This is a genomic window from Nocardioides piscis (assembly GCF_011300215.1).
Lineage (GTDB): Bacteria > Actinomycetota > Actinomycetes > Propionibacteriales > Nocardioidaceae > Nocardioides > Nocardioides piscis.
In genome coordinates this window covers 2,347,492-2,371,445 of record NZ_CP049866.1, presented here as the reverse complement: position 1 = coordinate 2,371,445, position 23,954 = coordinate 2,347,492, and the positions used below count along the sequence as shown (strand labels likewise).

The window sequence follows — 23,954 nt, the reverse complement described above, 5'->3', positions numbered from 1 at the left end:
TAGATTCCACTATATGGAAACGCAACCCTTCATTTTGAAAGCAGACTCCGGTGATACCCTCAGCCCGCCACATAAGCGGAAGGAAATCGATGAGCGAGAGCCGGGCCGAACCTCCTGAGGTGCGCGGCACACTGGGGACCGTGCGCAACGCGGTGCGGCTGCTCGACCTGCTCGCCGACGGACCCGCCTACCAGCAGCTGACCGACCTCGCCGAGAGATCGGGGCTCTCGGTGCCCACCGCCCACCGACTGCTGCGGTCGCTTGTCCTCGCAGACCTCGTCGAGCAGAACCCGCGGTCCTCGCGCTACAGCCTCGGCCCTGAGGTGACCCGCCTGTCCCAGCGCTACCTGGGCCGACTCCCGATCCTCGGTGCACTTTCGCCCTACCTCGTCTCGCTGCGCGACACCCTCCAGACGACCATCCATGTCGCCGTCCTCGTGCGCGAGTCGGTGGTCTACGTCGATCGCATCGACGCCGGCGACGGCGGCCCCTACCGCGACAGCCACCGCGTCACGGACGCCCTCTCGACCTCAGCGGGGCGGATCCTGGCCGCGCGCTCGGGTGACGATCTCTGGCGCCAGTGCCTCGCTGCCCATGCTCCGGGGCTGGACGGCGATCCCGACGAGATGCGGGCGACCTGGGCGGCGGCGCCCTTCCTCGCAGATCCGCACGACGAGCTGGCTGTCGTCGTGCACGACGCCACCGAGGGCCCGGTCGCCGCGCTCGCCGCGACCGTCCCACAGGGAGCCGGCACGGAGCGGCTGGACGAGGTGGCCAAGCACCTCACGCGGGCCGCGGCGGCCGCAGGAAGGACCCTCGGTCATGCCTGAGCCGGACCCGACGATGGACTCCTACCTCGCGCGGTGGTCTGACATCGCCGAGGCCCTCGTGTGGGACACACCGTTCACCGAGCTGTTCCGGTCCCGTCCGCCGCTGCACGACTGGTTCGTCGGCGGCAGCCTCAACCTCTCGGTCAACTGCATCGACCGGCATCTCGACGACCACGGCGACCGGGAGGCGATCCTGTGGGAGGGCGAGCCCGGCGAGCGGCGTGTCCTCACCTACCGCGAGCTGCACGCCCAGGTCGAACGTCTCGCCGCGGGCCTGCGCGAGCTCGGCGTCGGACCGGGCGGTCGCGTCGCGCTGCACCTGGGCTGGGTGCCCGAGACCGTGGTGGCGATGATGGCCTGCGCCCGCACGGGCGCCGAGTACACCGTCATCCCGGTCGCCCTCCCGGTCGAGGCTTTGGCCATCCGCGTCGACGACTTCCGCCCCCAGGTCATCCTCACGCAGGACGGGGGCTGGCGGCACGGCGCGATCCTGCCCCTCAAGGCACGCCTCGACGAGGCACTGGAGGCCAGCAGCGGTGTCGAGCACACCGTCGTCGTACGTCGGACCGGCATCCAGGTCGACTGGTACGAGGGCGACCGCTGGTATGACGACCTGGTCGGCAACGCCGACCCCTCAGGCGGGGCTCCGGTCAGCGTCGCGGCCGCCCATCCCGTGGCGTGCGTCCACCTGGCCAACCGCCGGGGCCATCCCGTGGCCATCCGCCTCGGCACCGCCAACCTCGCGGTGGTCGCCCTGGCCAACCACCTCCATTCCCTCGGCGACGGCGACGTCTTCTGGGGAGCAGCCGACATCGCGTGGCTGGGCGCCCAGGCTCACGGGGTGGTGGGTCCGTTGCTGGCGGGCGCGAGAACGGTCATGTACGAGGGCACCCTCGACATCCCCGATCCTGCCCGGACCTGGCAGATCATCGAGCGCTACGACGTCACCGCGATGCTCACCTCGCCGTCGATCGTGCGGGCGCTGAGGAGCTGGTCCCTGACGCCGACCGGCAGCACAGGCTCGCTGCGTCGACTGACCACCATCGGTGACCGGCTCGACCCCGACCTGCGCGCCTGGCTCGGCGAGGTCCTGGGTGACGAGGTCGCGCTCGCCGACGCGTGGGGGCAGCTCGAGCTGGGCGGCGTGGTGACCTCCGACCGCCCCGTGGACGATCGGATGCCCGCCGCCGGCTTCATCATCCTCGGGACCGACGGCAGCCCCGTCGCTCCGGGCGAGGCCGGCGAGTGGGCGATGCTGCGACCCTGGCCCGGCTTGCTGCGTGACGTCGAGGCTCCGGAGGGCACCGATCCGACGTCCTATCACTGGGAGCGTCACCCGGGCTTCTATGCCACCGGCGACCTGGCTCGACTGACACCGACCGGTCAGATCGAGTTCCTCGGCCGCGTCGACGAGGTGATCACCGTCTCTGGCCAGCTGGTGTCGCTCAACGAGGTCCGCGACGTGCTGCTCGACCAGCCGTTCGTCGCCGATGCAGACTCCTTCGAGACGACCGACCAGCGCCTGGGTCGCGTCGTCGGAGCGGCGGTCGTGCTGGCCCCCGGGACGTCGTGGACAGCCGCGATGCTCCGAGATCTCCAGGACGCCGCACGTGAGCTGCTCGGCGGGCTGAGCCGGCCATACCGCCTGCTGGTCCTGGACCGGCTGGGCGGCGACCTCGATCCGGTGGCGCGACGTCAGGCCCTCGCCGTGCTTGCGCACGCGCACGAGCACCGGTCGGTGACCTGGGACCAGGTCGTCCAGGCGGCGCGGGACCTGCCCGTCAGCTGATCGCCTCGGGGCTGGGCCTCAACCCGGCGGCCAACCCATGGAGCGTCCACCCAGCACGTGGAGGTGGGCGTGCGGCACGACCTGACCACCTTCACGACCGGTGTTGAACACCATCCGATAGCCCGCCATGCCCTCCTGCTCGGCCACCTTGCCAGCCACGACGAGCATCTCGGCCGCGCTCATCGGCTCGTGGTGCGCCAGCTCGGCGGCTGTTTCGTAGTGGCTGCGCGAGACGACGAGCACGTGGGTGGGGGCCTGCGGGTTGGTGTCACGGAAGGCGAGTGTCGACTCGCCTGCGTGGACGATCTCCGCAGGGATGTCACCGGCGACGATCTTGCAGAAGACGCAGTCGTCGGGGCACTCGGGCGCTGTCATGGGCCCAGACTAGATCGCTCGGCGGCGGCGTGTAACCGAATGTCCGGCAGGCACGTCCCACTACCGTGAACCACATGACTTCCCCCTCCGCCACCCTTCGCCGCCGGCTGGCCACCGCCCTCTCGCTCGGCGTCGTGCTGACGAGCCTGGCTGCCTGCAGCGACGAGGTGACGCCGGACCCCGATCCGTCGCCCGCCGGGGAGACGACGTCCCCCTCTCCCGACGACGAGACCGGCGCGGCGTCCGAGGAGCCACAACCGTCCGAGCCGAGCCCGGACGACGCTGCCGAGCAGGTGACCGTCCCCCTCTACTTCGTCGGCGACACCACGCGCGGACCCCGGTTGTTCCGGGAGTTCCGCAGCGTCCCGAGCGACAACCCGCTGCAGGAGGCCACCGCGATGCTGGTCGCCGGCGACACGCTCGACCCCGACTACCGCACCCTGTGGCCCGCGATGGAGCTGTCGGTGTCCGCGACCGACGGCGTCCTGCTCGTACAGGTCGCCGGCGACGGATTCACCGAGCGGCCCGACGGCATGTCCAAGAGGTCGGCCCGGCTCGCGATCCAGCAGCTGGTCTACACGCTCCAGGGTGTGCAGCAGGAGCGGGTGCCCGTCCAGTTCGCCCGTGCAGGCACTGACGCGCGGCTCTTCGGCCTCAGCACCGAATCGCCCTACACGAACGACAAGCAGCTGCGCGTCTCGAGCCTCGTCAACATCACCTCACCAGAGCAGGGGTCGACGGTCTCCGACGACGAGCTCGCCATCAGCGGCGTGGCCAGCACCTACGAGGCCACGGTGCCGTGGGAGATCCTCCGCGGCGAGGAGGTCGTGCTGGACGGCTTCGTGACCGCCGAGGGATGGATGGGCAAGCTCTATCCGTGGGAGGGGACGATCGACATCTCCGACCTCGAGGCGGGCGACTACACCTTCCTGGCCCGCACCGCCGACCCGTCGGGTGGGACCGAGGGCTCCGGCCCCGACGAGGACACCAAGGACTTCACCGTCGAGTAGCCGGGGCCAACGCGCGACGACTCAGTCCCAGCGGGGGTTCGCGCCAGCAGGGCACTGACCGCGGCGAGCCCGGCGGTCGACGTACGCAGGACCTCGGCTCCCAGCCGGACGGCGACGGCGCCCGCGGCCTCGAAGGTCGCCAGCTCATCGGGCGACACACCGCCCTCGGGACCCACGACCACGACGACCACGCCGCCCGTCGGCAGCGTGAGCGAGGCCAGCGATGTGGTGGCCTCCTCGTGCAGGACCAGCGCCAGGTCGGCGGCAGCGATCAGGCCGGACACCTCGGCGGTCGACGTCAAGGAGGCGACCGAAGGCAACCACGAGCGGCGTGACTGCTTCGCAGCCTCGCGGGCTGTTGCCTGCCACTTCGCGTGCGCCTTGACGGCACGCTCGCCCTTCCAGACCGCCACGGACCGCGAGGCAGCCCACGGGACGATGGTCTCGACGCCGATCTCGGTCAGGACCTCGGCAGCCAGCTCGCCACGATCGCCCTTGGGCAGGGCCTGGACGACGGTGAAGGACGGCTCAGGGCGCGCGACGACCTCGGCCGAGCTGACCGTGGCCGTGAACACCCGCTTGCCGGTCGAGGCCACGACACCGACGACGCGATGGCCGGCGCCGTCGGTCAGCACCACCTCTTCACCGATCCGCAGACGGCGTACGGCGACCGCGTGATGCGCCTCGTCACCGGTCACCTCGACGGTCGAGCCGACGGCGGCGCCGCGCAGGTCGTCGACGAGGTGGACCGGGAGCGACATCAGTGCTGGAACGCGTCCCGGAGGCGCCCGAAGACCGACTTCTGCGTCGACTGTGCGTTGCCGTCGGGGTCTCCTCGCCGCGGATCGCAGCGAGCTCGCGCAGCAGCTCCTCCTGGCGGGCGTCGAGGCGGGTGGGAGTGTCGACGATCACGGTGACGACCAGGTCGCCGCGGCCACCGCGCAGTCCGGGCACACCGAACCCGCGGAGCTGCTGCTCGCTCCCCGACTGGGTGCCGGGCCGGATCTCGAGGTCGTAGTCGGTGCGAACCTCCGAGTCCTCGCCCGGCTCGAGGTCGGCCTCGAGCAGCGGCAGGGTCAAGGTGGTGCCCAGTGCGGCGGCGGTCATCGGCAGCGACACCGTGGTGTGGAGGTCGTTGCCGCGACGGGTGAACATCGGGTGCGGCTCGACGTGGATCTCGACGTAGAGGTCTCCGGGCGGGCCGCCACCGGGCCCGACCTCGCCCTGCTCGGAGAGCTGGACCCGCGTGCCGTGATCGACGCCGGCCGGGATCTTGACGTTGAGGCTGCGTCGCGAACGGACCCGTCCCTCGCCCGAGCACTCCCGGCACGGATCGGGGATGATCTGGCCGAACCCGCGACATGCCGCGCAGGCACGCAGGGTGCGGATCTCGCCGAGGAAGGAGCGCTGGACCTGCGCCACCTCGCCCGCACCGCGACAGGTCTCGCACGTGATCGGCGTGGAGCCGGGGGCAGCTCCGTCACCGTGGCAGGCCGCGCAGACGACCGCGGTGTCGACCTTGAGCTCCTTGGTCGTGCCGAAGGCCGCCTCCGCCAGCTCGACGTCGAGCCGGATCAACGCGTCCTGCCCCGACGGGTGCGCTGTCGGGGACCACGACCCTGGCCGCCACCCCCGGGAGCGCCGCCGCCCTGGCCGAAGAAGGCGTCCATGATGTCGGTGAAGGAGAACCCCTGGCCGGCCCCGAAGCCGCCGGCGCCCCCGAACGGGTCGCCACCGCGGTCGTAGGCTGCGCGCTTCGCAGGGTCGGAGAGGACCTCGTAGGCGCGCGAGACCTCCTTGAACCGCTCCTGGGTCGCGGGGTCGGGATTGACGTCCGGGTGGAGCTTGCGGGCGAGCCCGCGATAGGCCTTCTTGATGGTCGCCGCGTCGGCGTCGCGCGCGACACCGAGGAGCTCGTAGAGGTCGTTGCTCACTGCTGTCCTTCGTCGAGGATCCTGGAGACGTAGCGAGCGACAGCACGCACCGCCGCCATGGATCCGGGGTAGTCCATTCGGGTGGGTCCGACGACGCCCAGCGTCGCCAGTGCCTGCTCGGGCGGGCCGTAGCCCGCCGCGACCACGCTGGTGGAGGAAAGTTCGGAATAGGGACCTTCGTGACCGATGCGCACCGTCACGGCATCGCCGGTGGTCGCCTCGCCGATCAGCTTGAGCAGGACCACCTGCTCCTCGAGGGCCTCGAGCAGCGGGCGCACAGCCGTGTCGAAGCTGTCGCCGAAGCGAGCGAGGTTGGCCGCGCCACCGACCGCGACCCGCTCGTCGCTGCGGTGGTCACCCATCGCATCGGTCAGCACGTCCACCACGGTCCGGGTCAGCAGCGCATCGCTGGGCGGGACCGCGTCCGGCAGGGCAGCCAGGGCTGTGACCGCGTCGGCGATCCGCTCCCCCGCAGCCGCCTGGTTGACCCGCACGCGCAGGTCGGAGAGCTGGGAGTCCGCCACGGCGCCGCGCACCTCGACGAGGCGCTGCTCCACCCGGCCGGTGCTCAGGATCAGGATCAGCATCACCCGCGTCGGGGTGATCGCGACCAGCTCGATGTGGCGCACGGTGCTGCGCGACAGCGTCGGGTATTGCACGATCGCGACCTGCCGGGTGAGAGTGCTGAGGAGGCGCACCGATCGCTGCACCACGTCGTCGAGGTCGACGGCACCGTCGAGGAGGGTCGCGATCGCCCGCTTCTCCGCCGCGCTCATCGGCTTGACGGCCGTCAGGCGGTCGACGAAGAGGCGATAGCCCTTGTCGGTCGGCACGCGTCCGGCGCTGGTGTGTGGCTGGTGGATGAAGCCCTCCTCCTCGAGGGCCGCCATGTCGTTGCGCACGGTCGCCGAGGAGACGCCGAGGCCGTGGCGCTCGACGAGTGCTCGCGAGCCCACCGGCTCCTCGGTGGCGACGTAGTCCTCCACGATCGCTCGCAGGACGGCCAGCTTCCGGTCCTCGCCCATCCCGCCTCCTTGCACGCTCGTCTGGCACTCATCGTCAACGAGTGCCAAGACTACAAGGTGGGGACGCCGGCGCCCGCCCTCCCGCTGGGGAGCGCGGACTCCGTGTCCTGGTCGCGCCGGGCCGGCGGACGACTTGACGTACGTAGGGTGGGGCGGTGCACACGACAGGCAGGTTCACCGAGGTCGCCGATCGGGTGTGGGTCGCCCACTACGACTGGCTGCACGTCAACATCACCCTCGTCGGGGGCAGCGACGGCCTGGTGATGGTCGACACGCACGGCTCGACCCGTCAGGCCCGGATGGTCGCCGACGACGCCGCCCGGCTGGGCGTCGGAGCGGTCACTGCGCTGGTGAACACCCACGACCACTGGGACCACTGGTTCGGCAACGACGCCCTGGTCACGGCGTATGGCGACGTCCCCATCCACGCGACCCAGTTCGCCCTCGACAAGATGGTCGAGCGGGGCGGTCGCCACGACGCACACCTGGCCGACGAACCGCACGCCGAGGAGATCCTCGCCACCGAGCTGCGGCCTGCGACCCACGGCTTCTCGTCCGCCCATCCCCTCGTCCTCGGCGATCGCCTGGTGGAGCTCATCCACCCGGGTCGCGGTCACACCGCCGGCGACCTGGTCGTCCGCGTGCCCGACGCCGACGTGGTGGTGATGGGCGACCTGGTCGAGGAGTCGGACAAGCCGTGGATCGGTGACGACTCCTATCCCCTCGAGTGGCCCGCCACCCTGGACCTCGCGCTGCAGATGATCACCCCGGCGACGGTCGTGGTCCCGGGTCACGGCGAGCTCGTGGACCGCGAGTTCGTGCACGACCAGCGCAGCGAGCTCGGGATCATCGCAGAGACCATCCGCGACCTCGCCGGTCGCGGCGTCCCCGCGACCTCGGCGCTCGAGGAGGGCGACTGGCCCTGGGATCCCAGCCTGCTGGCGACAGCCGTGCAGCGCGGATTCGAGCAGCTGCCGCGATCGCAGAAGCGGCTGCCCCTCGCCTGATCGGCGCGACCCGATCCCCGTGGAGTTCCGCGCACCTGGCGGCTTCGTGGTCGAGCTGTACGGTCGAAACATGACCGACCTCACCGCCCTCGTCCTGGCCTGCAGCCTCAAGCCGTCCCCGGCCGCGTCCAGCTCCGAGCTCATCGGCCGCGAGGTGCTGGCGGCCCTGGGCGAGCACGACGTCGCCGGGGAGGTCGTGCGGGTCGTCGACCACGACGTGAAGTTCGGAGTCAGCACCGACGAGGGCGGCGGGGACGCCTGGCCAGCCTTGCGCGCCAAGATGCTCGGCGCCGACATCCTGGTCATCGCCACCCCCATCTGGATGGGCCAGCCCAGCTCTGTGTCGAAGATGGTGCTCGAGCGCCTCGACGCAGAGCTCAGCGAGACCGACGACCAAGGACGGCTGCTGACCTACGGCAAGGTCGGGGCCGTAGCGGTCGTCGGCAACGAGGACGGCGCCCACCACGTCACCGCAGAGGTGCTCCAGGCGCTGAACGACGTCGGCTTCTCGGTGCCGGCCAGCGCATCGACGTACTGGGTGGGCGAGGCCATGCAGGGCGTCGACTACCAGGACCTGGGCGAGAAGCCCGAGAAGACGACCGGGACCACGAAGACGCTGGCAGCCAACGCCGCCCACCTGGCGCGGCTCCTGCGCGGGGCCAACTACCCCGCCTGAGCGGGTGTTTACTCCGGCCGCCCACTGCACTAGGAACGACACATGACCGAACAGAGCAAGACGCCCGAGGCCAGCTCGACCACCAGCGAGGCCGACGCCGACAACCAGGGCGGCACAGCGGCCCCTGACGACCAGCAGCTGGCCGGAGTCCCTGACGAGCACCTGCCCGAGGACCTGAAGCCGGGAGAGGACAACCCGCTCGCGGAGCCCCTCGACCCCGACGACGAGAGCACCAAGGACGCCGACGAGCTCGGCATGGACGACACGCAGGACGACACCTCGGGCAGCTATGAGTCCAGCGGCCCCACACCGTCGACCGAGGAGCCGACGGACGACAACGACGACTGACGCCCCGTCGAGCGGCGTGGCAGCATCGCGCCGCGTCACCGTCGCCCTAGCGTTGAGGCGGTGACTTCCCCGACCGACCGTTATGGCACTGACGTCCTGTCCACCGACTGGCGGGCGCCCCGCAACGGCCGCGCGGTCGACGTCCCGGCCGAGGTCGGGCTGGTCGTCGAGGAGGTCACCACGGACTGGTGCGGCGAGATCGTGGCGGTCGACCGCGACCTGGACACGATCACCCTCGAGGACCGCCGGGCCAAGCGACGCACGTTCCCCCTCGGTCCGGGATTCCTCCTCGAGGGCAAGCCCGTGGTCCTCGTCCGCCCGGTGACGAGGCCCGGACCGGTCCGGGCGACCCGGACGGCCAGCGGCTCGATCGCCGTCCACGACGCAAAGGCACGCGTCGCCCGGGCGAGCAGGATCTTCGTCGAGGGCCGCCACGACGCCGAGCTCGTCGAGAAGGTCTGGGGCGACGACCTGCGGATCGAGGGCGTTGTCGTGGAGTTCCTCGGTGGCGTCGACGACCTGGCCGAGCACCTGCGCGACTTCCGGCCCGGCCCGCAGCGACGAGTCGGGGTGCTGGTCGACCACCTCGTGCCGGGCTCCAAGGAGAGCCGGATCGCCCAGTCCATCGCCCGCTCCGACGTGGGCAAGCACGTCCTGATCGTCGGCCACCCCTTCATCGACATCTGGCAGGCCGTCAAGCCATCCCGCCTGGGGTTCAAGGCCTGGCCGCACGTGCCCAAGGGGATCGACTGGAAGACCGGCACCTGCCAGCAGCTCGGCTGGCCGCACCGCGACCAGGCCGACATCGCACGAGCCTGGAAGCACGTCCTCGGTGGCGTGCGCGGGTTCGGCGACTTGGACCCCCAGCTCCTCGGCCGGGTCGAGGAGCTGATCGACTTCACGACAGCGGGCGGCTAGGTCAGGTCGCGCACCACCGCGTCCGCGAGCAACCGGCCACGACGGGTCAGGACCAGCCGCTCGGTCGCGAGCGTGACGAGTCCCTCCTCGGTCAGTCGGGCCACCTGGGCCCTGGCGTCGCGGTCCAGGGCCAGGACGGGCAGTCCGTCGCGCAGCCGGATCTCCAGGAGGATGCGCTCGACCCGCTGGTCCTGCTCGGTGAGCTGCTCGTGGGCCTGGGCGGGACTTGTGCCGGCGGCGAGCCGATCGGCATACGCCGCGGGGTGCTTGACGTTCCACCAGCGCACCCCTCCGACGTGCGAGTGGGCACCGGGACCTGCGCCCCACCAGTCGCCGCCGGTCCAGTAGCCCAGGTTGTGCCGGCACCGGCTCTGCGGTCGACGAGCCCAGTTGGAGACCTCGTACCACTCGAGCCCGGCCGCGGTGAGCCGCTCGTCGACCAGCTCGTACTTGTCGGCCAGGTCGTCCTCGTCGGGCATCGGCAGCTCGCCGCGCCGCACGCGGCGGGCGAGGGCGGTGCCGTCCTCGACGATCAGCGAGTATGCCGATATGTGGTCCGGCTCGCAGGCCAGGGCGGCCTCGACGCTGGTCTCCCAGTCGGCGAGCGACTCCCCCGGCGTGCCGTAGATGAGGTCGAGCGACACCTCGTCGAACCCGGCGTCCCGGGCCCACTGGACCGCTGCCGGGACCCGGAGGGGGTCGTGGGTGCGGTCGAGCACGCGCAGCACGTGGTCGACCGCGGACTGCATGCCGAAGCTCATCCGGTTGAAGCCTGCCGAGCGCAGCGCCTCGAGGTCCCAGGCGGCGACGCTGTCGGGGTTGGCCTCGGTCGTGATCTCGATGTCCGGCGCCAGGCCGAACTCGGCCGCCGCGCTCGCCACGATCGCGCCCAGGTCGGCGGGCCTGATCAGGGTGGGTGTGCCACCGCCGAAGAAGATCGTCTCGATCGGGAGGTCCCGCTCACCCAGCACCCGACGGGCGTGCCGGATCTCGGTGATCACCGCCTCGGCATACGTCGCCCGCGAAGCGCCCGGGGCATCGCCGAGCTCGTCGGCGGTGTAGGTGTTGAAGTCGCAGTAGCCGCACCGCACGGTGCAGAACGGGACGTGGACATAGAGCCCGAACGGCCGGGAGCCGAGCTGCGCCAGCGCAGCGGCGGGCAGCGACCCGTCCGCGGGCAGGGGCAGACCGGCAGGTTGGACGGGGGGCACCCACCCATCCAACCACCGGGGAGGACGACGAACGGGTGCCGGTGGTCTCCCACCGACACCCGTTCGCGGGTCGTGCTGTGCCAGGACTCAGGCGTAGAGCGACTCGATGACGTCCTTGTGGTTGTCCTCGACCACGTTGCGCTTGACCTTCATCGAGGGGGTCAGCTCGCCGGACTCGACCGTGAGGTCGTGGTCGAGCAGCTGCCACTTCTTGATCGTCTCCCAGCGGTTGAGCTTGCCGTTGAGCTCGTCGACGTAGTTGCCGACCATCTCCTTGACCTTGTCGCTGTTGACGATCTCGGTGTAGGAGGAGCCCTCCATCCCGTTCTCGGCGGCCCAGCCCGTCATCGCGTCGGGGTCCAACGTCACCAGGGCGACGACGTAGTTGCGCTCGGCGCCGAAGACCATGAACTGGCTGGCGTAGGGGCAGATCGCCTTGAACTTCGACTCGATCGCCGGCGGCGCGATGTACTTGCCGCCGGAGGTCTTGAAGAGCTCCTTGATCCGGCCGGTGATCGTGAGGTAGCCGTCGGCGTCCAGCGAGCCCTTGTCACCGGTGTGCAGCCAGCCTTCGGCGTCGAGCGTGCGCGCCGTCTCCTCGGGCAGGTTGTGGTAGCCGTCCATGATGTGCGGCCCACGCAGCAGCACCTCGTCGCCGTCGCCGATCTTCACCTCGGTGCCGGGGAACGCCTGGCCCACGGTGCCGATGCGGTTGTCGTCGGGGTGGTTGACCGTGGCGCCCGCGGAGTTCTCGGTCATGCCGTAGCCCTCGAGGATCACGATGCCGGCGGCGTTGAACCACTCGGCGATCTCGCGGTTGAGCGCAGCAGCACCGGAGATGAAGAAGCGGACGCGGCCACCGAAGCGGGCGCGCACCTTGCTGAAGACGAGCTTGTCGAAGAGGCCGTGCTTGAGCTTGAGCCCCATCGGGATCGACTTGCCCTCGCGCTTGAGCCGCTCGTATTCCAGACCGGCAGCGAACGCCGCGTGGAAGAGCTTCTCCTTGGCGCCACCCTCGGCCGCCTGCATCGTCTGGATCCGGCCGTAGGCCTTCTCGAAGATGCGCGGAGCAGCACCCATGAACGTGGGCTTGACCTCGGCACAGTTGTCGACGATCTTCTCGACCCGGCCGTCGACGGCAGAGGCGAAGCCGCAGGCGAGCTGGGCGCTGAGGAGCACCTTGCCGAAGGCGTGGGCCATCGGCAGCCACAGGAACTGGAGGTCGGACTCGTCGAGGATGTTCTGGGCCTGGATGGCCGCACCCTCGTAGACCCACGACTTGTGGTGGAGCCGGACGCCCTTGGGGCGACCGGTGGTGCCGCTGGTGTAGATCAGGGTCGCGAGCTGGTCGGGCGCAATGGACTTGGCCTTCTCCTCGATCACACCGGGGTGCTCGGCGAGGTAGGCGTCGCCGAGCTTCTTCAGCTCGTCGAGGGTGATGATCCAGTCACCGTCGGCGCCACCCTCGAAGGTGACGACCTTCTCGACGTGGGGCAGCTCGGACTTGTGGTCGGTGAGCTTCTTGACCTGGGTCTCGTCCTCGACGAAGACGATGCGGCACTCGGCGTCACTCAGGATGTAGACGGTGTCGTTGGCGCTCGTGGAGGGATAGACCGTCGTGGTCGCGCCACCGGCACACATGACGGCGAGGTCCGCCAGGATCCACTCGTAGCGGGTGTTCGACATGATGCCCACGCGCTGCTCGGAGGCGATGCCGAGCGAGAGCAGACCGGCCGCCATCGACGAAACCTGCTCGCCGGACTGCTTCCAGTTGAGCGACTCCCACGAGTCGCCGGACGGGTAGCGGAAGGCCTCCGACTCGGGGGACTTCGCCACGCGGTCGAGGAACTGCACCGCGACGTTGGGGGGAGGTTGTCGATGAAGCTGGCGTCGTGATTAATGGGCATACGTCTTCCTGACTGTCTTGCTCGGCCCGCGCCTTGAGGACGCAGGGGGATCTCACTCCTGGGAGTAACCTAGATCACTTGAGTACTCGGCGGTAGCAAACCTTGCCATCCGGACGTCCCACGCTCGCGGACGCCGGTCGACCTGCGCGTCCTCACCCGTGGGACGGCGCGAGCAGCTCGAGGGTCAGCACCGCGAGCGTGCAGCGGCCGGACACCTCGACCGGCCCCACGACCAGGTCGTGTGTCGACGCCTCGACCTCCTCGACCTGGGCCCTTCCCTGGAGCACCAGCGCGGCCTGGTCGCCCGCGAGCGGGAGCGACGAGCCGCGACCCAGCTCGAGCACGGTGACGAACGGCGCCACCCGGCCAGGGTCGCCGATCACGTTCAACGCCAGCACGGGCCCCTCGGGGACCGATGCGGTCACGCTGGCGTCGCCGGCGAAGGCGAACGGGCGGCGTGGCTCGACGACCTGCTCCACGCCGTCCACGACGAGCACGAGCACCGGCCCGTCGACGACGGTGATCAGTCGTGTGCGCCCGGGGAACACGGAGAACGGACCGTCCCCGCCGACGTGGGCCAGGCTGACCCGCCACGTGTCGTCCTCGGCGCGCAGCAGCAGGCGGGTGGTTCCGCCGCCGTTGGCCCACGGTTGGGGGGCGACCTCGTCGCGGCGTACGACCACAGCCATGGCGCTACTTCTTGGTCTTCTCCGTCGGCTGCGTGGTCGACAGGGCGGCGATGAACGCCTCCGGCGGCACCTCGACACTGCCGATGTTCTTCATCCGCTTCTTGCCGGCCTTCTGCTTCTCGAGGAGCTTGCGCTTGCGGCTGATGTCACCGCCGTAGCACTTGGCGAGGACGTCCTTGCGGATCGCGCGGATGTTCTCGCGAGCGATCACCCGGGCGCCGATCGCGGCCTGGATCGGGACCTCGAACTGCTGGCGCGGGATGAGGTCCTTGAGCTTGCTGGCCATCATCACGCCGTAGGAGTAGGCGGCGTCGCGGTGCACGATCGCGGAGAACGCGTCGACCGGCTCGCCCTGCAGCAGGATGTCGACCTTCACCAGGTCGGCCGCCTGCTCACCCGAGCGCTCGTAGTCGAGGGAGGCATAGCCCTTGGTGCGCGACTTGAGCTGGTCGAAGAAGTCGAAGACGATCTCGCCCATCGGCAGGGTGTAGCGCATCTCGACGCGGTCCTCGGAGAGGTAGTCCATCCCCTGCAGGTTGCCGCGCTTGGTCTGGCACAGCTCCATGATCGTGCCGATGTAGTCGCTCGGGCTCAGGATCGTCGCCTTGACGACCGGCTCGTGGACCTCGGCGATCTTGCCCTCGGGATATTCGCTCGGGTTGGTGACGACCGACTTCGAGCCGTCCTCCATCAGCACCTCGTAGACGACGTTGGGCGCGGTCGAGATGAGGTCGAGGTCGAACTCGCGCTCGAGCCGGTCACGGGTGATTTCCATGTGCAGCAGCCCCAGGAAGCCGATCCGGAAGCCGAAGCCGAGGGCGCCGGAGGTCTCGGGCTCGAAGGTCAGCGCGGCGTCGTTGAGCTGGAGGCGCTCGAGGGCGTCGCGCAGCCCCGGGTAGTCGTCGCCGTCGATCGGGTAGAGACCGGAGTAGACCATCGGGTTGGGGTGCTTGTAGCCGCCCAGCGGCTCGGTCGCCCCGTGGTGCTGGCTGGTGACGGTGTCGCCGACCCGGGACTGACGCACGTCCTTCACGCCGGTGATGAGGTAGCCCACCTCACCGACGCCCAGGTCGGCGGCCTTGACCGGCTCGGGGCTGATGACACCGACCTCGAGCATCTCGTGCACGGCGCCGGTCGACATCATCTTGATCCGGTCGCGGTGGGTCAGCAGGCCGTCGATGACGCGGACGTAGGTGACCACGCCGCGATAGGTGTCATAGACGGAGTCGAAGATCAGCGCGCGCGGGGGCGCGTCCGGGTCGCCGACAGGAGCGGGGGTCTGCTTGACGATCTCGTCGAGCAGCCCGGCGACGCCGACACCGGTCTTGGCGCTGACGCGCAGCACGTCCTCGGGCTCGCAGCCGACGAGGCCGGCCAGCTCGGCGGCATATTTGTCGACCATCGCTCCGGGCAGGTCGATCTTGTTGAGGACCGGGATGATGTGGAGGTCGGCACCCATGGCCAGATAGAGGTTGGCCAGGGTCTGCGCCTCGATGCCTTGGGCTGCGTCCACCAGCAGCACAGCCGCCTCGCAGGCCTCCAGCGAGCGGGAGACCTCGTAGGTGAAGTCGACGTGGCCGGGGGTGTCGATCATGTTCAGGACATAGGTGCCGGGCTCGGCGACCTGCTCCTCGCCGGCCGCGACGGGCTGGACCGTCCAGGGCATGCGGACGGCCTGGCTCTTGATCGTGATGCCGCGTTCGCGCTCGATGTCCATCCGGTCGAGGTATTGCGCGCGGGCGGCGCGCGCGTCGACGACCCCGGTCAGCTGCAGCATCCGGTCGGCCAGCGTGGACTTGCCGTGGTCGATGTGAGCGATGATGCAGAAGTTCCGGATGATCGACGGGTCGGTCGAGCCGGGCTGTGGTGCGTTCTTCAGGCTCACGTGGCGCTTTCGGATGTACGGCGGATGGGACCCGCCATTGTTCCACGCAGCCGGTCCAGCAGCGTGATCACCGCAGCGACCAGTCCCTCGAGCGGCCCTCGCCGCCAGCCCGACCGGACGTCGTTGGCGACGAGGCGCACGACGGCTCGCCAGGCCAGGACGATCAGCAGGCTCGCCAGCACGGCAGCGACCATCACGTCGACGCCGTTGTCGGTCGGGCGGATCCCCACCACCCAGGCGGAGAAGACGATCTGGAGCACATAGAGCGTCAGCGCCATCTCCCCGACCCAGACGAGCGGCAGGGTGAGCTTCGGCGGCAGGGTGTGCGCGGCCCAGCTCACGAGGGCGAGGGTGGCCAGGCACAGGCACGTCGTCAGCAGGAGCTCGAGGTGGGTGCCGGAGTAGGCGGGGACGTCGACGTCGTCGAGCGTGATGGCGGCGAGCAGGCCGACGGCCACGACGACCGAGAGCAAGGCCGCCCACGGAGCCAACCCGCGCCCACGCGGGTGCCGGACCATCCGCACGGCCAGGACGCCGGTCAGTGCGTGGACCAGGAACCCCACCAGCCAGTAGGCCGGGTGCGTGAAGGTGAGGTCAACCAGCCACGCACGCGGAACGGCCGCGCCGAGCAGGTCGGCGCGGACCACCGGTCCGACGGCGAAGGCTGCGCCTGCCACAGCGACGAGGAGCACGCTCGGCAGCCGCACCAGCGGATACATGACCAGCGTCAGCACGCCGAGCCAGACCAGGACCACCAGGATCTGCGACCCGAACGTGACGAGCCACAGCCCGAGGAGCACGAGCGCCGCCGCGCGCACCACCACGCTGACGAGGTCGCGGGGCCCGTCGCGGTGGGGCGAGGAACGTGCAAGCTCGGCGCCGACACCGATCACGGTGGAGAACAACGCCGCGGTGAGGTATTCGGAGACCTCCAGCGCCTTCAGCACCCCCTCGCCGGTGGAGAAGTGGGCGACGTACATCGAGAGCACCGCGACCCCCCGGGTGGCATCGACCCCCCGGAGCCGGTGCTGCGGGCTGTCCTCCACTGGCGCGACCATGCGCAGAGTATGGCGGCGATCGCCGGCCCGCGGGATCAGCCGGTCGGCACCCAGTAGCGCAGCTTGTCGCCCCGCCGGTCCTCCAGGATCCCTCCGCACGCCTCGATCACCCTGATGGAGGCTGCGTTGTCGGCGTCGCAGGTGACCAGCGCCGAGTCGATCCCCAACGACCGGGCGTGCGGCAGCACTGCCCGCAGCATCGCCGTCGCGTGACCCTGGCGTCGCGCAGACGGGCGGACGTCGTAGCCGATGTGCCCGCCGACGTCGCGCAGGAAGTCGTTGAGGCGGTGACGCACGGCGACCCGACCGAGATAGCAGTCGCCGTCGACCCACCATCGGGTCGACGTCAACACCCAGCGCTCGGGGAGCACCGTCTCGTCCACCTCCTCGGCACGCACCTGGCGGACGAACGCCTCGAACCCCTCGGACGTGCGCCAGGTGTCCCCGTAGGTGTCCACCCACCCTGCGGTCTGCGAGTCCGAGACGCCCTCGGCGACGAACTCGTCCATCGCCTCGAGGAAGGACTCCATGACAGCGGTGGTCGCAGGCACCAGCACAGACATGGGGCCATCGTGTCGGGCGCGGCCTCGACGCGGCAAACCGATATCGACCTGCTCGCGCCCCGACGGTCCGCAAGGATGGCCCCATGAGCTCCCCCGTCGGTCCCTACCCGATCCCGGCCGGCAGGACCGCCCGCCGCCTCGTGTGGGAGTTCCTGCCGCCCCACCTCCGCTCCGCCATCGAGGCCGAGTGCGGCTCCCCTGTCGTCGAGACCTTCTCGCAGACGTCCGGTTTCACACCCGGTTTCGCGAGCGTCCTGGTGTGCGCTGACGGCTCGCGCCACTTCGTCAAGGCAGCCTCGGTCAAGGCGCAGCAGCTGTTCGCCGACTCCTATCGCGAGGAGGCCCGCAAGCTCGCCACCCTGCCCCGCACCGTCGCGGCACCCCGGCTGCTCTGGGTGCTCGACGACGACTGGGTGGTGCTCGGCATCGAGCACGTCGAGGGTCGCGCCCCCGAGCGGCCGTGGCGGCAGGCAGAGCTCGACGCCGTCCTGGACACACTGGAGGTCGTGGCCGATGAGCTCACTCCGCCACCGGCTGCGCTCGACCTCGACACCGCCGAGGACGACTTCAAGCCACTCGTGGCGATGTGGGAGCACATCGCGGCGACGAGGCCCGACCTGCCGCACCTGGCCGAGGCGGGCGACCTCGCCGCGGGCTTCGCCGAGGTGGTCGGTGGCACCACCCTGGTCCACACCGATGTCCGCGACGACAACGTGCTGCTCGGAAACGTCGACGGCCGGGTCTGGCTGTGCGACTGGAACTGGCCGATCGTCGGCGCCCCCTGGCTCGACACGCTGATGGCCCTCATCGGCCCGCGCGGCGACGGGCTGGACGTCGAGTCGGTGCTGGCCTCCCGCCGGCTCACCCGCGACGTGCACCCCGAGGCCATCGACCGGGTGCTGGCGCTGCTCGTCGGCTTCTTCCTCAAGTCCGCCGACGATCCGGTGCCGCACACGTCACCGTTCATCCGCGAGCACCAGCGGTGGCAGGGCGAGGTCCTGTGGGAGTGGCTGTGCGAGCGCCGCGGGTGGCGGGCGTGAGCCGGACCGACGCGATTTGGGTGGGCTGGCGCGTCGGCGGTAGTCTCTCTCCTTGCATGTCCGGCGCCCAACCGCAGATGGTTCTCAGCACCCTGGGGTGAGTCGGCAGCCGACACCCAGACCTCATTGACACATATCGAGCGAGCAAAGGTTCTCCTGTGGCCAACATCAAGTCCCAGATCAAGCGCAACAAGCAGAACGAGAAGGCGCACGAGCGCAACAAGGCCGTGAAGACGGGCCTGAAGACCGCCGTACGCAAGTTCCGCGAGGCCGTCGAGGCCGGCGACAAGGACACGGCGATCACCGCCGGTCGCGACGCCGCCCGCAAGCTCGACAAGGCCGCGTCGAAGGGCGTCATCCACAAGAACCAGGCCGCCAACCGCAAGTCGTCGATCGCGAAGCAGTCCGCTTCCCTCTGATCTTCTTCTTCGTTCGCCCCGTCGCTCTCGAGCGGCGGGGCGTTCGTGCTTCCTGTGCCCTCGAAGACCTGGTCAGCGCGCAGCACGCAGGTCGGCGACCCGCAGCACGAGCCGCTCGAGGGTGTATGCCGCGTCGTGGGCCTGACCCTTGATGTCAGCGTCCGCGGAGGCGATGGCTCGCAGGGCAGCCGAGATGGCGTCGGGAGACCAGGCCCTCGACTGGCTGCGCACCTGCCGCACCTTCCAGGGCGGGACTCCCAGCTCGCGGGCGAGGTCGGCCTCCCGCATGCCGTTGGGCGCGCCGAGGAAGCGCGCCAGGCTGCGAGCCGATCCCGCCATCGCCGAGGTGACCAGGACGCTGGCCGTGCCGCCGTCCATCGCCCAGCGAAGCTCCTCCAGCGCCAGCGCGCGATCGCCGGAGAACGCCGCGTCGGCGACGGCGAACGACTTGGCCTCGGCACGACCGCCGAAGTATTGCTGCACCTTGTCGAGGGTGAGCGGTTCACCGGGGAAGTCGTGGGTGAGCTGGTTGGCGGCGGCGGCCAGCGAACGCAGGTCCCCCCCGACGGCAGTCACCAGGAAGGCGGCCGCGTCGGCAGCGATCCTCGAGCCGTGGACGGCGACCTCCGAGGCGACGAATCCCGGCAGGTCGGACGGCTTGATCTCCTGTGACTTGACCTCGGTCACCGAGTCGAGCTTGCGCAGCTTGGTCAACAGCCCGCTGCCCTTCTGGCCGCCGCCGTGGACCAGCACGAGCGAGACGTCGTCGGCGGGCGACCGGGCATAGTCGAGGATGCCGTCGTAGCAGTCGTCGGGCAGGCCCTCGAGACTGCGCACCACCACGCAGCGGGTCGAGGAGAACAGCGACGGCGCAGCCATCTCGCCGAGGCTCGCCAGCGTCAGGTCGGACGCTGCGGACTCGGCGATCTCGGCCTCGGAGTCGTGACCGCGCACGGCGGCGCGGATGCCCACGACCGTGCGCTCGGCGAGGTATTCCTCCTTGCCGGTCACCAGGACGACCCGGCCGAGGACCTGCGCGGCAGTGGGGTGAGCGGCCATGGCCAGAACCCTAGTCGCGGGTGCGGACAGCGATCCCGTCCGGTGTGGCGAGCACCAGGACGTCGCCGTCCAGGTCGCTGCGACGCACCTGCGCTCCGGTTGCCTCCAGGGCCGCCAACAGGTCGGAGTCAGGGTGGCCGTAGTCGTTGTCGGCACCCACCGACACCAGGGCCAGCCGTGCCCCGAGCCCGGCCAGGAACGCCTCGTCCTGATGGGGACTGCCGTGGTGGGGGACCTTCAGCACGTCGACGGTGATATCACCGAGGGTGCGCCGCAACGCGAGCTGTCCGGGCGGCTCGAGGTCACCGGTCAGGAGCAAGCGCACGCCGCGAACCTCGGCCAGCAGCACGACACTGGCGTCGTTGGCGCCGTCGCCGGCACCCTTCACGGCGCTCGGTGCCTCTGCCGGTGGCCAGAGCGTCTGGATCGTGACGTCGCCCACCCGGCGGGTCAGCCCGTGAACGGCGACGGCGGGGCGGCGTCCCAGCTCCCCCAGCTCCCGAGTCACCTGCTCTGCCCCTTCCACGGGATCGGCCAGCGAGGTCACGCTGACCTCCCCCACGTCACGTCCGTCGAGGACTCCGGCCAGCCCGTCGACGTGGTCGGCGTGGAAGTGGGTCAGGACGACCAGCGGCAGGCGCGTGACTCCCAGGCGATCGAGACACCCGTCCACGAGGGCCGGATCCGGCCCCGCATCGACGACGACGGCAGAGCCCGCTCCAGCGTTGAGCGCCAGCGCGTCCCCCTGACCCACGTCGCACATGGCCAGGACCCATCCGTCCGCAGGCCAACCCAGGGAAGGCGGCCGGGACAGGACGGCGACCACGAGCAGCAGCGACAGCCCGATGACCGACGTCGGCGATCGCAGCAGCCGGGGTGCGACCAGGCCGAGCAGCACGCACAGGGCCGTCACTGCGGCGAGTGAGGTCGCACCGGTGCCCCAGTCCACGGCGGGGGTCGGCAGGGCTGCCCCCCGCTGCGCCACGACGACGATCCACGACACCGACCAGGCCGCCGGCGCGGCCACGACCTGTCCCAGCGGCGGCCACACCAGGCCGACGAGCCCTCCCGCGAGACCGAGCACGGTCGCCGGCGCCACGGCAGGAGCAGCCAGGAGGTTGGCCACGACGGCGACCAGGCTGATCTCGCCGGAGATCGCGGTCACCACCGGGGTGCAGGCGACCTGGGCGGCCAGCGGCACGGACACCGCCTCGGCCGCCCAGCGGGGCAGCCAGCCCCGCAGGGCATCGCGCCACGTCGGGGCGAGGAACAAGATCCCACCGGTGGCCAGCACCGACAGGGCGAAGCCAGGGGTGACCGCCAGCGCGGGATCGACCAGCAGGAGCGCGAGGACGGCGGCTCCCAGGCACCGGGTGCCGCGCTCGCGACCGTTGGCTCCCAGCCCGACCAGGGCAACGCTTCCCATCGCGGCTGCGCGGACCACGCTCGGCTCGGTGCGGGCGATGAGCACGAAGCCGACGATGCCCAGCGCTGCAGCGGCATACAGCCAGCGGCCGCGGAGCCCGCACCACCGGGCCAGGATGAGCAGGAACCCGACCAGCAGGGTGAGATTGGTGCCCGACACGGCGAGCAGATGGGTCAGGCCGGTGGTCCGGAAGTCGTCTGCGAGATCGGGATCCAGGCCGCTGTCGTCCCCGACGACCAGGGATGGCACGAGCTCGCGGGCATGCTCCCCACGGGAGGCCACGGACTCCCGGATCGAGGCACGAACCGCCGTCGCACCCCGCCACCACACGTCAGGACCCGACTCCAGGACCGGCGGCCCGCGCGTCGACAACACCGCGAGGACCGGCGCTCCCACGCCCTCGTCGGGCGCGAGCCGGCCGCTCGCTCGCACCGTCGAACCCAGCTCGACCTCGAGCCAGGACTCGTCGGCCAGCAGCACCACCGGTGCCGCGAGGGAGTATGTCGAGCCGCGCCCGGTCAGCTCGGTCACCGTCGCCGCGACCACGACGAAGTCACCGAAGCGCCCCTCGACGGCGCGCGGGTCGCTGGTGATCGACACGCGGGCGTCCACCACCGCGCGAGCCGCCACGAGCTCGGCCGCCGCTCCGTGCTCGACGACCGCACCTCTCAACGCGGCAATGCCCAGCACCGCGATCCCGGCCAGCGCAGCGGCCAGGAGCGGCCAGGAGCGTCGGAACCGCGCCAGGCCGAGCGACCCGACCACCAGCAGCGCCACTGACCAACCCGGCAGGGCAACGGCCGCGATCCCGCCGAGCCACGCCCCCAGCCCCAGCAGCGGCATCCTGAGGTCGTGCACCCGCCGCTCAGAGCGTGACGTGCGGCGCGATGTCGGCCAGGGTCGCGTCCCCGATGCCGTCGACCTCGAGGAGCTCGGCGACGGCGGTGAAGCCGCCGTGCTCCGTGCGCCAGCCGATGATGGCCTCTGCGGTCACCGGACCGACGCCGGGCAGGGTCTCCAGGGTGGTGAGGTCGGCGGTGTTGAGGTTGACCAGCGGTCCGCCGGCACCCGGCACCTCCCCCGCGGCGCCTGCGGACCCCAGCTCGCCGATGGCCCCCGGCTGGGTCGGCACGCCCACGAGGACCTGCTCGCCGTCGATCAGCGGTCGCGCCAGGTTGAGCGAGCTCAGGTCGACCCCGCGCCGCGCACCGCCCGCCGCCTCCAGCGCGTCCACCACCCGAGAACCGGCCGCGAGCACCGCGATCCCCGGACGTCGAACCTTCCCGGCCACGTCGACCGTCACCTCGCCGCTCCCGGCATCCTCACCGGTCGGTGGTCCGACCGCTGAGGCGCCCGGCTGCACCGGGGACACCGACGCCAAGGGCTCGCTGGCCGGCACCAGCTCGGGCACCGGCTCGGGCTCGGACCGGACGGCGAACCAGGCCGCGAGCCCGACCGCGACAGCGATCAGCGCCGACACTGCGGCGACGTGTGCCGCACGCAACGGCAGCCTGGAGGACAGGTCGTCCACGGCGCCGCCGAGCCGCCCTCGGCAGGCATGTCGGCCCGGCACCGGCACCGCCGTCGCAGGCGCAGGCGCAGGCGTTGCCACAGAGGCCGGTCGCGGCAGCTCGCGCAGCTGGGTGTGCCGGTGCTGGACGGGCGGGTCGCCACGCACTGCGGCGAGCTCGGCACTCAGGGTGGCCAGTCGTCGCGACACCGCCTCGGCGTGGTCGTCACCGGTGGGTCCGGTCGTGTTGCGAGGGCGCATTCCCCGAACCTAGGAAGCCTCGACCGTTAGAGCCACCGACCGGACAGCATCCTGTGGACAACCCGCGGACGGGGCGCCGTCCACAGGCAGGTCGCGCGTCAGTGGGGCGCCACCGCCGTCGTTTCGTCACGCAGGCGCGGCGCGACGCACACCGCGACCATGCCCGGACCCACGTGGGCGCCGAGCACTGCCCCGAGCTCACCGCACCAGATCTCGCGCTCGCAGAGGTTGTCCGAGAGCCGATCGCGAAGACGTGCAGCCAGCTGCTCGGCACGGTCAGGGTTGGCCAGGTGTGAGACACACACGTCGACCTGCAGGTCTGCTGCCGCCTCGACGGCGAGGTCCTCCAGGCGCGTCAGCGCGCGCGAGCCGGTCCGGACCTTCTCCAGGTTGGCCACCTTGCCGTCGGAGATCGTGAGCAGCGGCTTGACCGAGAGGGCGCCGCCCAGGATCGCGGCCGCAGCACCGATGCGACCACCGCGGCGGAGGTATTCCAAGGTGTCGACATAGAAGAGCGAGGTCGCGTTGCCTGCACGGATCCGGGCCGCCCGCGCGGCCTGTGCGGTCGTGCCTCCGGCGTCGAGGACGTCCGCGGCCGAGAGGGCCGCATAGCCGGTGGCGACCCCCACCTGGCGGCTGTCGACCAGCGTGACGGGGATGTCGACCTGGCGTCCGGCCAGCTGGGCCGACTCGAACGTGCCGCTCATGTCACCCGACAGGTGGATCGAGAGGATCTCCTCGGCCCCCTCCCGGGCAAGTCGCTCATAGACCTCGACCATCTCCGCAGGATTGGGCCGCGACGTGCTGACGGGGACGAAGTCCGAGAGAGCTCGGGCCACCAGCTCGGGGGTCGCACCGTCCGGCCCCTCGTCATAGACCTTCGCGCCGATCACGACCTGGAGGGGGACCACGACGATCCCGCGCTCCTCGGCCTGGGACAGCGGGATGCTCGCGGTGGAGTCGGTGACGATCACGGTTCCGGGCACAACGCAGAGGTTAGTGGGTCACCCCCGG

General features: G+C 70.8%; 22 protein-coding genes and 1 pseudogene. 9 read left to right on the top strand and 14 right to left on the bottom strand.

Annotated elements, in window-relative coordinates; genetic code table 11:
- Nucleotides 1–89 precede the first annotated feature (89 nt).
- A complete protein-coding gene (locus G7071_RS11655) occupies nucleotides 90–830 on the top strand; it encodes an IclR family transcriptional regulator (protein WP_166318890.1) in 741 nt (246 codons plus the stop codon).
- Complete coding sequence (locus tag G7071_RS11650) at nucleotides 823–2,619, top strand: AMP-binding protein (RefSeq protein ID WP_166318887.1); 1,797 nt, start codon at nucleotides 823–825, stop codon at nucleotides 2,617–2,619. The genes G7071_RS11655 and G7071_RS11650 overlap by 8 nt, the downstream gene beginning before the upstream one ends.
- Nucleotides 2,620–2,637: 18 nt before the next feature.
- Here the strand turns inward: G7071_RS11650 and G7071_RS11645 are convergent, their stop codons facing one another.
- Nucleotides 2,638–2,994, bottom strand: coding sequence for a histidine triad nucleotide-binding protein (locus G7071_RS11645; RefSeq protein WP_166318884.1), 357 nt, complete (start codon nucleotides 2,992–2,994; stop codon nucleotides 2,638–2,640).
- A 74-nt stretch (nucleotides 2,995–3,068) separates the two neighbouring features.
- Between G7071_RS11645 and G7071_RS11640 the strand changes: the two genes are divergently transcribed.
- Nucleotides 3,069–4,004 carry a Gmad2 immunoglobulin-like domain-containing protein gene (locus tag G7071_RS11640; protein ID WP_166318881.1) on the top strand — a complete coding sequence of 312 codons (936 nt, stop codon included), beginning with the start codon at nucleotides 3,069–3,071 and terminating at the stop codon, nucleotides 4,002–4,004.
- On the opposite strand, the gene G7071_RS11635 is transcribed toward G7071_RS11640, so the two are convergent.
- From G7071_RS11635 to hrcA, 3 genes and pseudogenes are all read right to left on the bottom strand, one after another.
- A complete protein-coding gene (locus tag G7071_RS11635) occupies nucleotides 3,914–4,765 on the bottom strand; it encodes a 16S rRNA (uracil(1498)-N(3))-methyltransferase (RefSeq protein ID WP_166318878.1) in 852 nt (283 codons plus the stop codon). The two genes, G7071_RS11640 and G7071_RS11635, sit on opposite strands and share 91 nt — an antisense overlap.
- A gap of 34 nt (nucleotides 4,766–4,799) precedes the next feature.
- Nucleotides 4,800–5,938, bottom strand: a pseudogene (dnaJ, locus tag G7071_RS11630) (molecular chaperone DnaJ); the annotation flags it as partial.
- Entirely contained in the window at nucleotides 5,935–6,963 is a 1,029-nt protein-coding gene (hrcA, locus tag G7071_RS11625) for a heat-inducible transcriptional repressor HrcA (protein WP_166318875.1), read from the bottom strand. The gene hrcA and the pseudogene dnaJ, both read right to left, overlap by 4 nt.
- A gap of 155 nt (nucleotides 6,964–7,118) precedes the next feature.
- Between hrcA and G7071_RS11620 the strand changes: the two genes are divergently transcribed.
- From G7071_RS11620 to G7071_RS11605, 4 genes are all read left to right on the top strand, one after another.
- Nucleotides 7,119–7,970 (top strand): MBL fold metallo-hydrolase, encoded by an 852-nt coding sequence (locus G7071_RS11620; RefSeq protein ID WP_166318872.1) that lies wholly within the window; start codon nucleotides 7,119–7,121, stop codon nucleotides 7,968–7,970.
- Between the two features lie 70 nt (nucleotides 7,971–8,040).
- On the top strand, nucleotides 8,041–8,646 hold the full coding sequence (locus G7071_RS11615; protein ID WP_166318869.1) for a flavodoxin family protein: 606 nt from the start codon (nucleotides 8,041–8,043) through the stop codon (nucleotides 8,644–8,646).
- A gap of 42 nt (nucleotides 8,647–8,688) precedes the next feature.
- Nucleotides 8,689–8,994 carry a hypothetical protein gene (locus tag G7071_RS11610; RefSeq protein ID WP_166318866.1) on the top strand — a complete coding sequence of 102 codons (306 nt, stop codon included), beginning with the start codon at nucleotides 8,689–8,691 and terminating at the stop codon, nucleotides 8,992–8,994.
- 60 nt (nucleotides 8,995–9,054) lie between these two features.
- Entirely contained in the window at nucleotides 9,055–9,912 is an 858-nt protein-coding gene (locus tag G7071_RS11605; RefSeq protein ID WP_166318863.1) for a DUF3097 domain-containing protein, read from the top strand.
- On the opposite strand, the gene hemW is transcribed toward G7071_RS11605, so the two are convergent.
- The 6 genes from hemW to G7071_RS11575 all read right to left on the bottom strand — a co-directional run bounded on the left by hemW (nucleotide 9,909) and on the right by G7071_RS11575 (nucleotide 17,225).
- Nucleotides 9,909–11,123 carry a radical SAM family heme chaperone HemW gene (hemW, locus tag G7071_RS11600; RefSeq protein WP_166318860.1) on the bottom strand — a complete coding sequence of 405 codons (1,215 nt, stop codon included), beginning with the start codon at nucleotides 11,121–11,123 and terminating at the stop codon, nucleotides 9,909–9,911. The genes G7071_RS11605 and hemW overlap by 4 nt on opposite strands.
- Before the next feature lie 87 nt (nucleotides 11,124–11,210).
- Nucleotides 11,211–12,977, bottom strand: coding sequence for an AMP-dependent synthetase/ligase (locus tag G7071_RS11595; RefSeq protein ID WP_166318857.1), 1,767 nt, complete (start codon nucleotides 12,975–12,977; stop codon nucleotides 11,211–11,213).
- A gap of 205 nt (nucleotides 12,978–13,182) precedes the next feature.
- Nucleotides 13,183–13,719 carry a HutD/Ves family protein gene (locus G7071_RS11590; protein WP_166318854.1) on the bottom strand — a complete coding sequence of 179 codons (537 nt, stop codon included), beginning with the start codon at nucleotides 13,717–13,719 and terminating at the stop codon, nucleotides 13,183–13,185.
- Nucleotides 13,720–13,723: 4 nt separating this feature from the next.
- Nucleotides 13,724–15,604, bottom strand: a complete 1,881-nt coding sequence (lepA, locus tag G7071_RS11585) for a translation elongation factor 4 (protein WP_166318851.1) — start codon at nucleotides 15,602–15,604, stop codon at nucleotides 13,724–13,726.
- Nucleotides 15,601–16,662 carry a heparan-alpha-glucosaminide N-acetyltransferase domain-containing protein gene (locus G7071_RS11580; protein ID WP_166318848.1) on the bottom strand — a complete coding sequence of 354 codons (1,062 nt, stop codon included), beginning with the start codon at nucleotides 16,660–16,662 and terminating at the stop codon, nucleotides 15,601–15,603. Before G7071_RS11580 ends, lepA begins: the two co-directional genes overlap by 4 nt.
- A gap of 35 nt (nucleotides 16,663–16,697) precedes the next feature.
- Nucleotides 16,698–17,225 carry a GNAT family N-acetyltransferase gene (locus G7071_RS11575; protein ID WP_166318845.1) on the bottom strand — a complete coding sequence of 176 codons (528 nt, stop codon included), beginning with the start codon at nucleotides 17,223–17,225 and terminating at the stop codon, nucleotides 16,698–16,700.
- Between the two features lie 83 nt (nucleotides 17,226–17,308).
- Here G7071_RS11575 and G7071_RS11570 point away from each other — a divergent pair, with 83 nt between their 5' ends.
- The gene (locus G7071_RS11570; RefSeq protein ID WP_166318842.1) at nucleotides 17,309–18,265 is read left to right on the top strand and encodes a phosphotransferase family protein; all 957 of its coding nucleotides are present in this window, start codon (nucleotides 17,309–17,311) and stop codon (nucleotides 18,263–18,265) included.
- Between the two features lie 158 nt (nucleotides 18,266–18,423).
- Complete coding sequence (gene rpsT / locus G7071_RS11565) at nucleotides 18,424–18,684, top strand: 30S ribosomal protein S20 (RefSeq protein WP_166318811.1); 261 nt, start codon at nucleotides 18,424–18,426, stop codon at nucleotides 18,682–18,684.
- 72 nt (nucleotides 18,685–18,756) lie between these two features.
- On the opposite strand, the gene holA is transcribed toward rpsT, so the two are convergent.
- The 4 genes from holA to G7071_RS11545 all read right to left on the bottom strand — a co-directional run bounded on the left by holA (nucleotide 18,757) and on the right by G7071_RS11545 (nucleotide 23,926).
- Nucleotides 18,757–19,743: a DNA polymerase III subunit delta gene (holA, locus tag G7071_RS11560; protein ID WP_166318808.1), complete on the bottom strand. Its 987-nt coding sequence runs from the start codon at nucleotides 19,741–19,743 to the stop codon at nucleotides 18,757–18,759.
- A 10-nt stretch (nucleotides 19,744–19,753) separates the two neighbouring features.
- Nucleotides 19,754–22,027: a ComEC/Rec2 family competence protein gene (locus G7071_RS11555; RefSeq protein WP_246209970.1), complete on the bottom strand. Its 2,274-nt coding sequence runs from the start codon at nucleotides 22,025–22,027 to the stop codon at nucleotides 19,754–19,756.
- A gap of 7 nt (nucleotides 22,028–22,034) precedes the next feature.
- Complete coding sequence (locus G7071_RS11550) at nucleotides 22,035–22,940, bottom strand: ComEA family DNA-binding protein (RefSeq protein ID WP_166318805.1); 906 nt, start codon at nucleotides 22,938–22,940, stop codon at nucleotides 22,035–22,037.
- Between the two features lie 98 nt (nucleotides 22,941–23,038).
- Nucleotides 23,039–23,926: a DegV family protein gene (locus tag G7071_RS11545; RefSeq protein WP_166318802.1), complete on the bottom strand. Its 888-nt coding sequence runs from the start codon at nucleotides 23,924–23,926 to the stop codon at nucleotides 23,039–23,041.
- Nucleotides 23,927–23,954 lie beyond the last annotated feature (28 nt).

Bases quoted from the DNA above. Each gene is read 5' to 3' on its own strand.
- G7071_RS11655 (WP_166318890.1), top strand. From the start codon at position 90: ATGAGCGAGAGCCGGGCCGAACCTCCTGAGGTGCGCGGCACACTGGGG.
- G7071_RS11650 (WP_166318887.1), top strand. From the start codon at position 823: ATGCCTGAGCCGGACCCGACGATGGACTCCTACCTCGCGCGGTGGTCT.
- G7071_RS11645 (WP_166318884.1), bottom strand. From the start codon at position 2,994: ATGACAGCGCCCGAGTGCCCCGACGACTGCGTCTTCTGCAAGATCGTC.
- G7071_RS11640 (WP_166318881.1), top strand. From the start codon at position 3,069: ATGACTTCCCCCTCCGCCACCCTTCGCCGCCGGCTGGCCACCGCCCTC.
- G7071_RS11635 (WP_166318878.1), bottom strand. From the start codon at position 4,765: ATGTCGCTCCCGGTCCACCTCGTCGACGACCTGCGCGGCGCCGCCGTC.
- hrcA (WP_166318875.1), bottom strand. From the start codon at position 6,963: ATGGGCGAGGACCGGAAGCTGGCCGTCCTGCGAGCGATCGTGGAGGAC.
- G7071_RS11615 (WP_166318869.1), top strand. From the start codon at position 8,041: ATGACCGACCTCACCGCCCTCGTCCTGGCCTGCAGCCTCAAGCCGTCC.
- G7071_RS11610 (WP_166318866.1), top strand. From the start codon at position 8,689: ATGACCGAACAGAGCAAGACGCCCGAGGCCAGCTCGACCACCAGCGAG.
- G7071_RS11590 (WP_166318854.1), bottom strand. From the start codon at position 13,719: ATGGCTGTGGTCGTACGCCGCGACGAGGTCGCCCCCCAACCGTGGGCC.
- G7071_RS11580 (WP_166318848.1), bottom strand. From the start codon at position 16,662: ATGGTCGCGCCAGTGGAGGACAGCCCGCAGCACCGGCTCCGGGGGGTC.
- G7071_RS11575 (WP_166318845.1), bottom strand. From the start codon at position 17,225: ATGTCTGTGCTGGTGCCTGCGACCACCGCTGTCATGGAGTCCTTCCTC.
- G7071_RS11570 (WP_166318842.1), top strand. From the start codon at position 17,309: ATGAGCTCCCCCGTCGGTCCCTACCCGATCCCGGCCGGCAGGACCGCC.
- holA (WP_166318808.1), bottom strand. From the start codon at position 19,743: ATGGCCGCTCACCCCACTGCCGCGCAGGTCCTCGGCCGGGTCGTCCTG.
- G7071_RS11550 (WP_166318805.1), bottom strand. From the start codon at position 22,940: ATGCGCCCTCGCAACACGACCGGACCCACCGGTGACGACCACGCCGAG.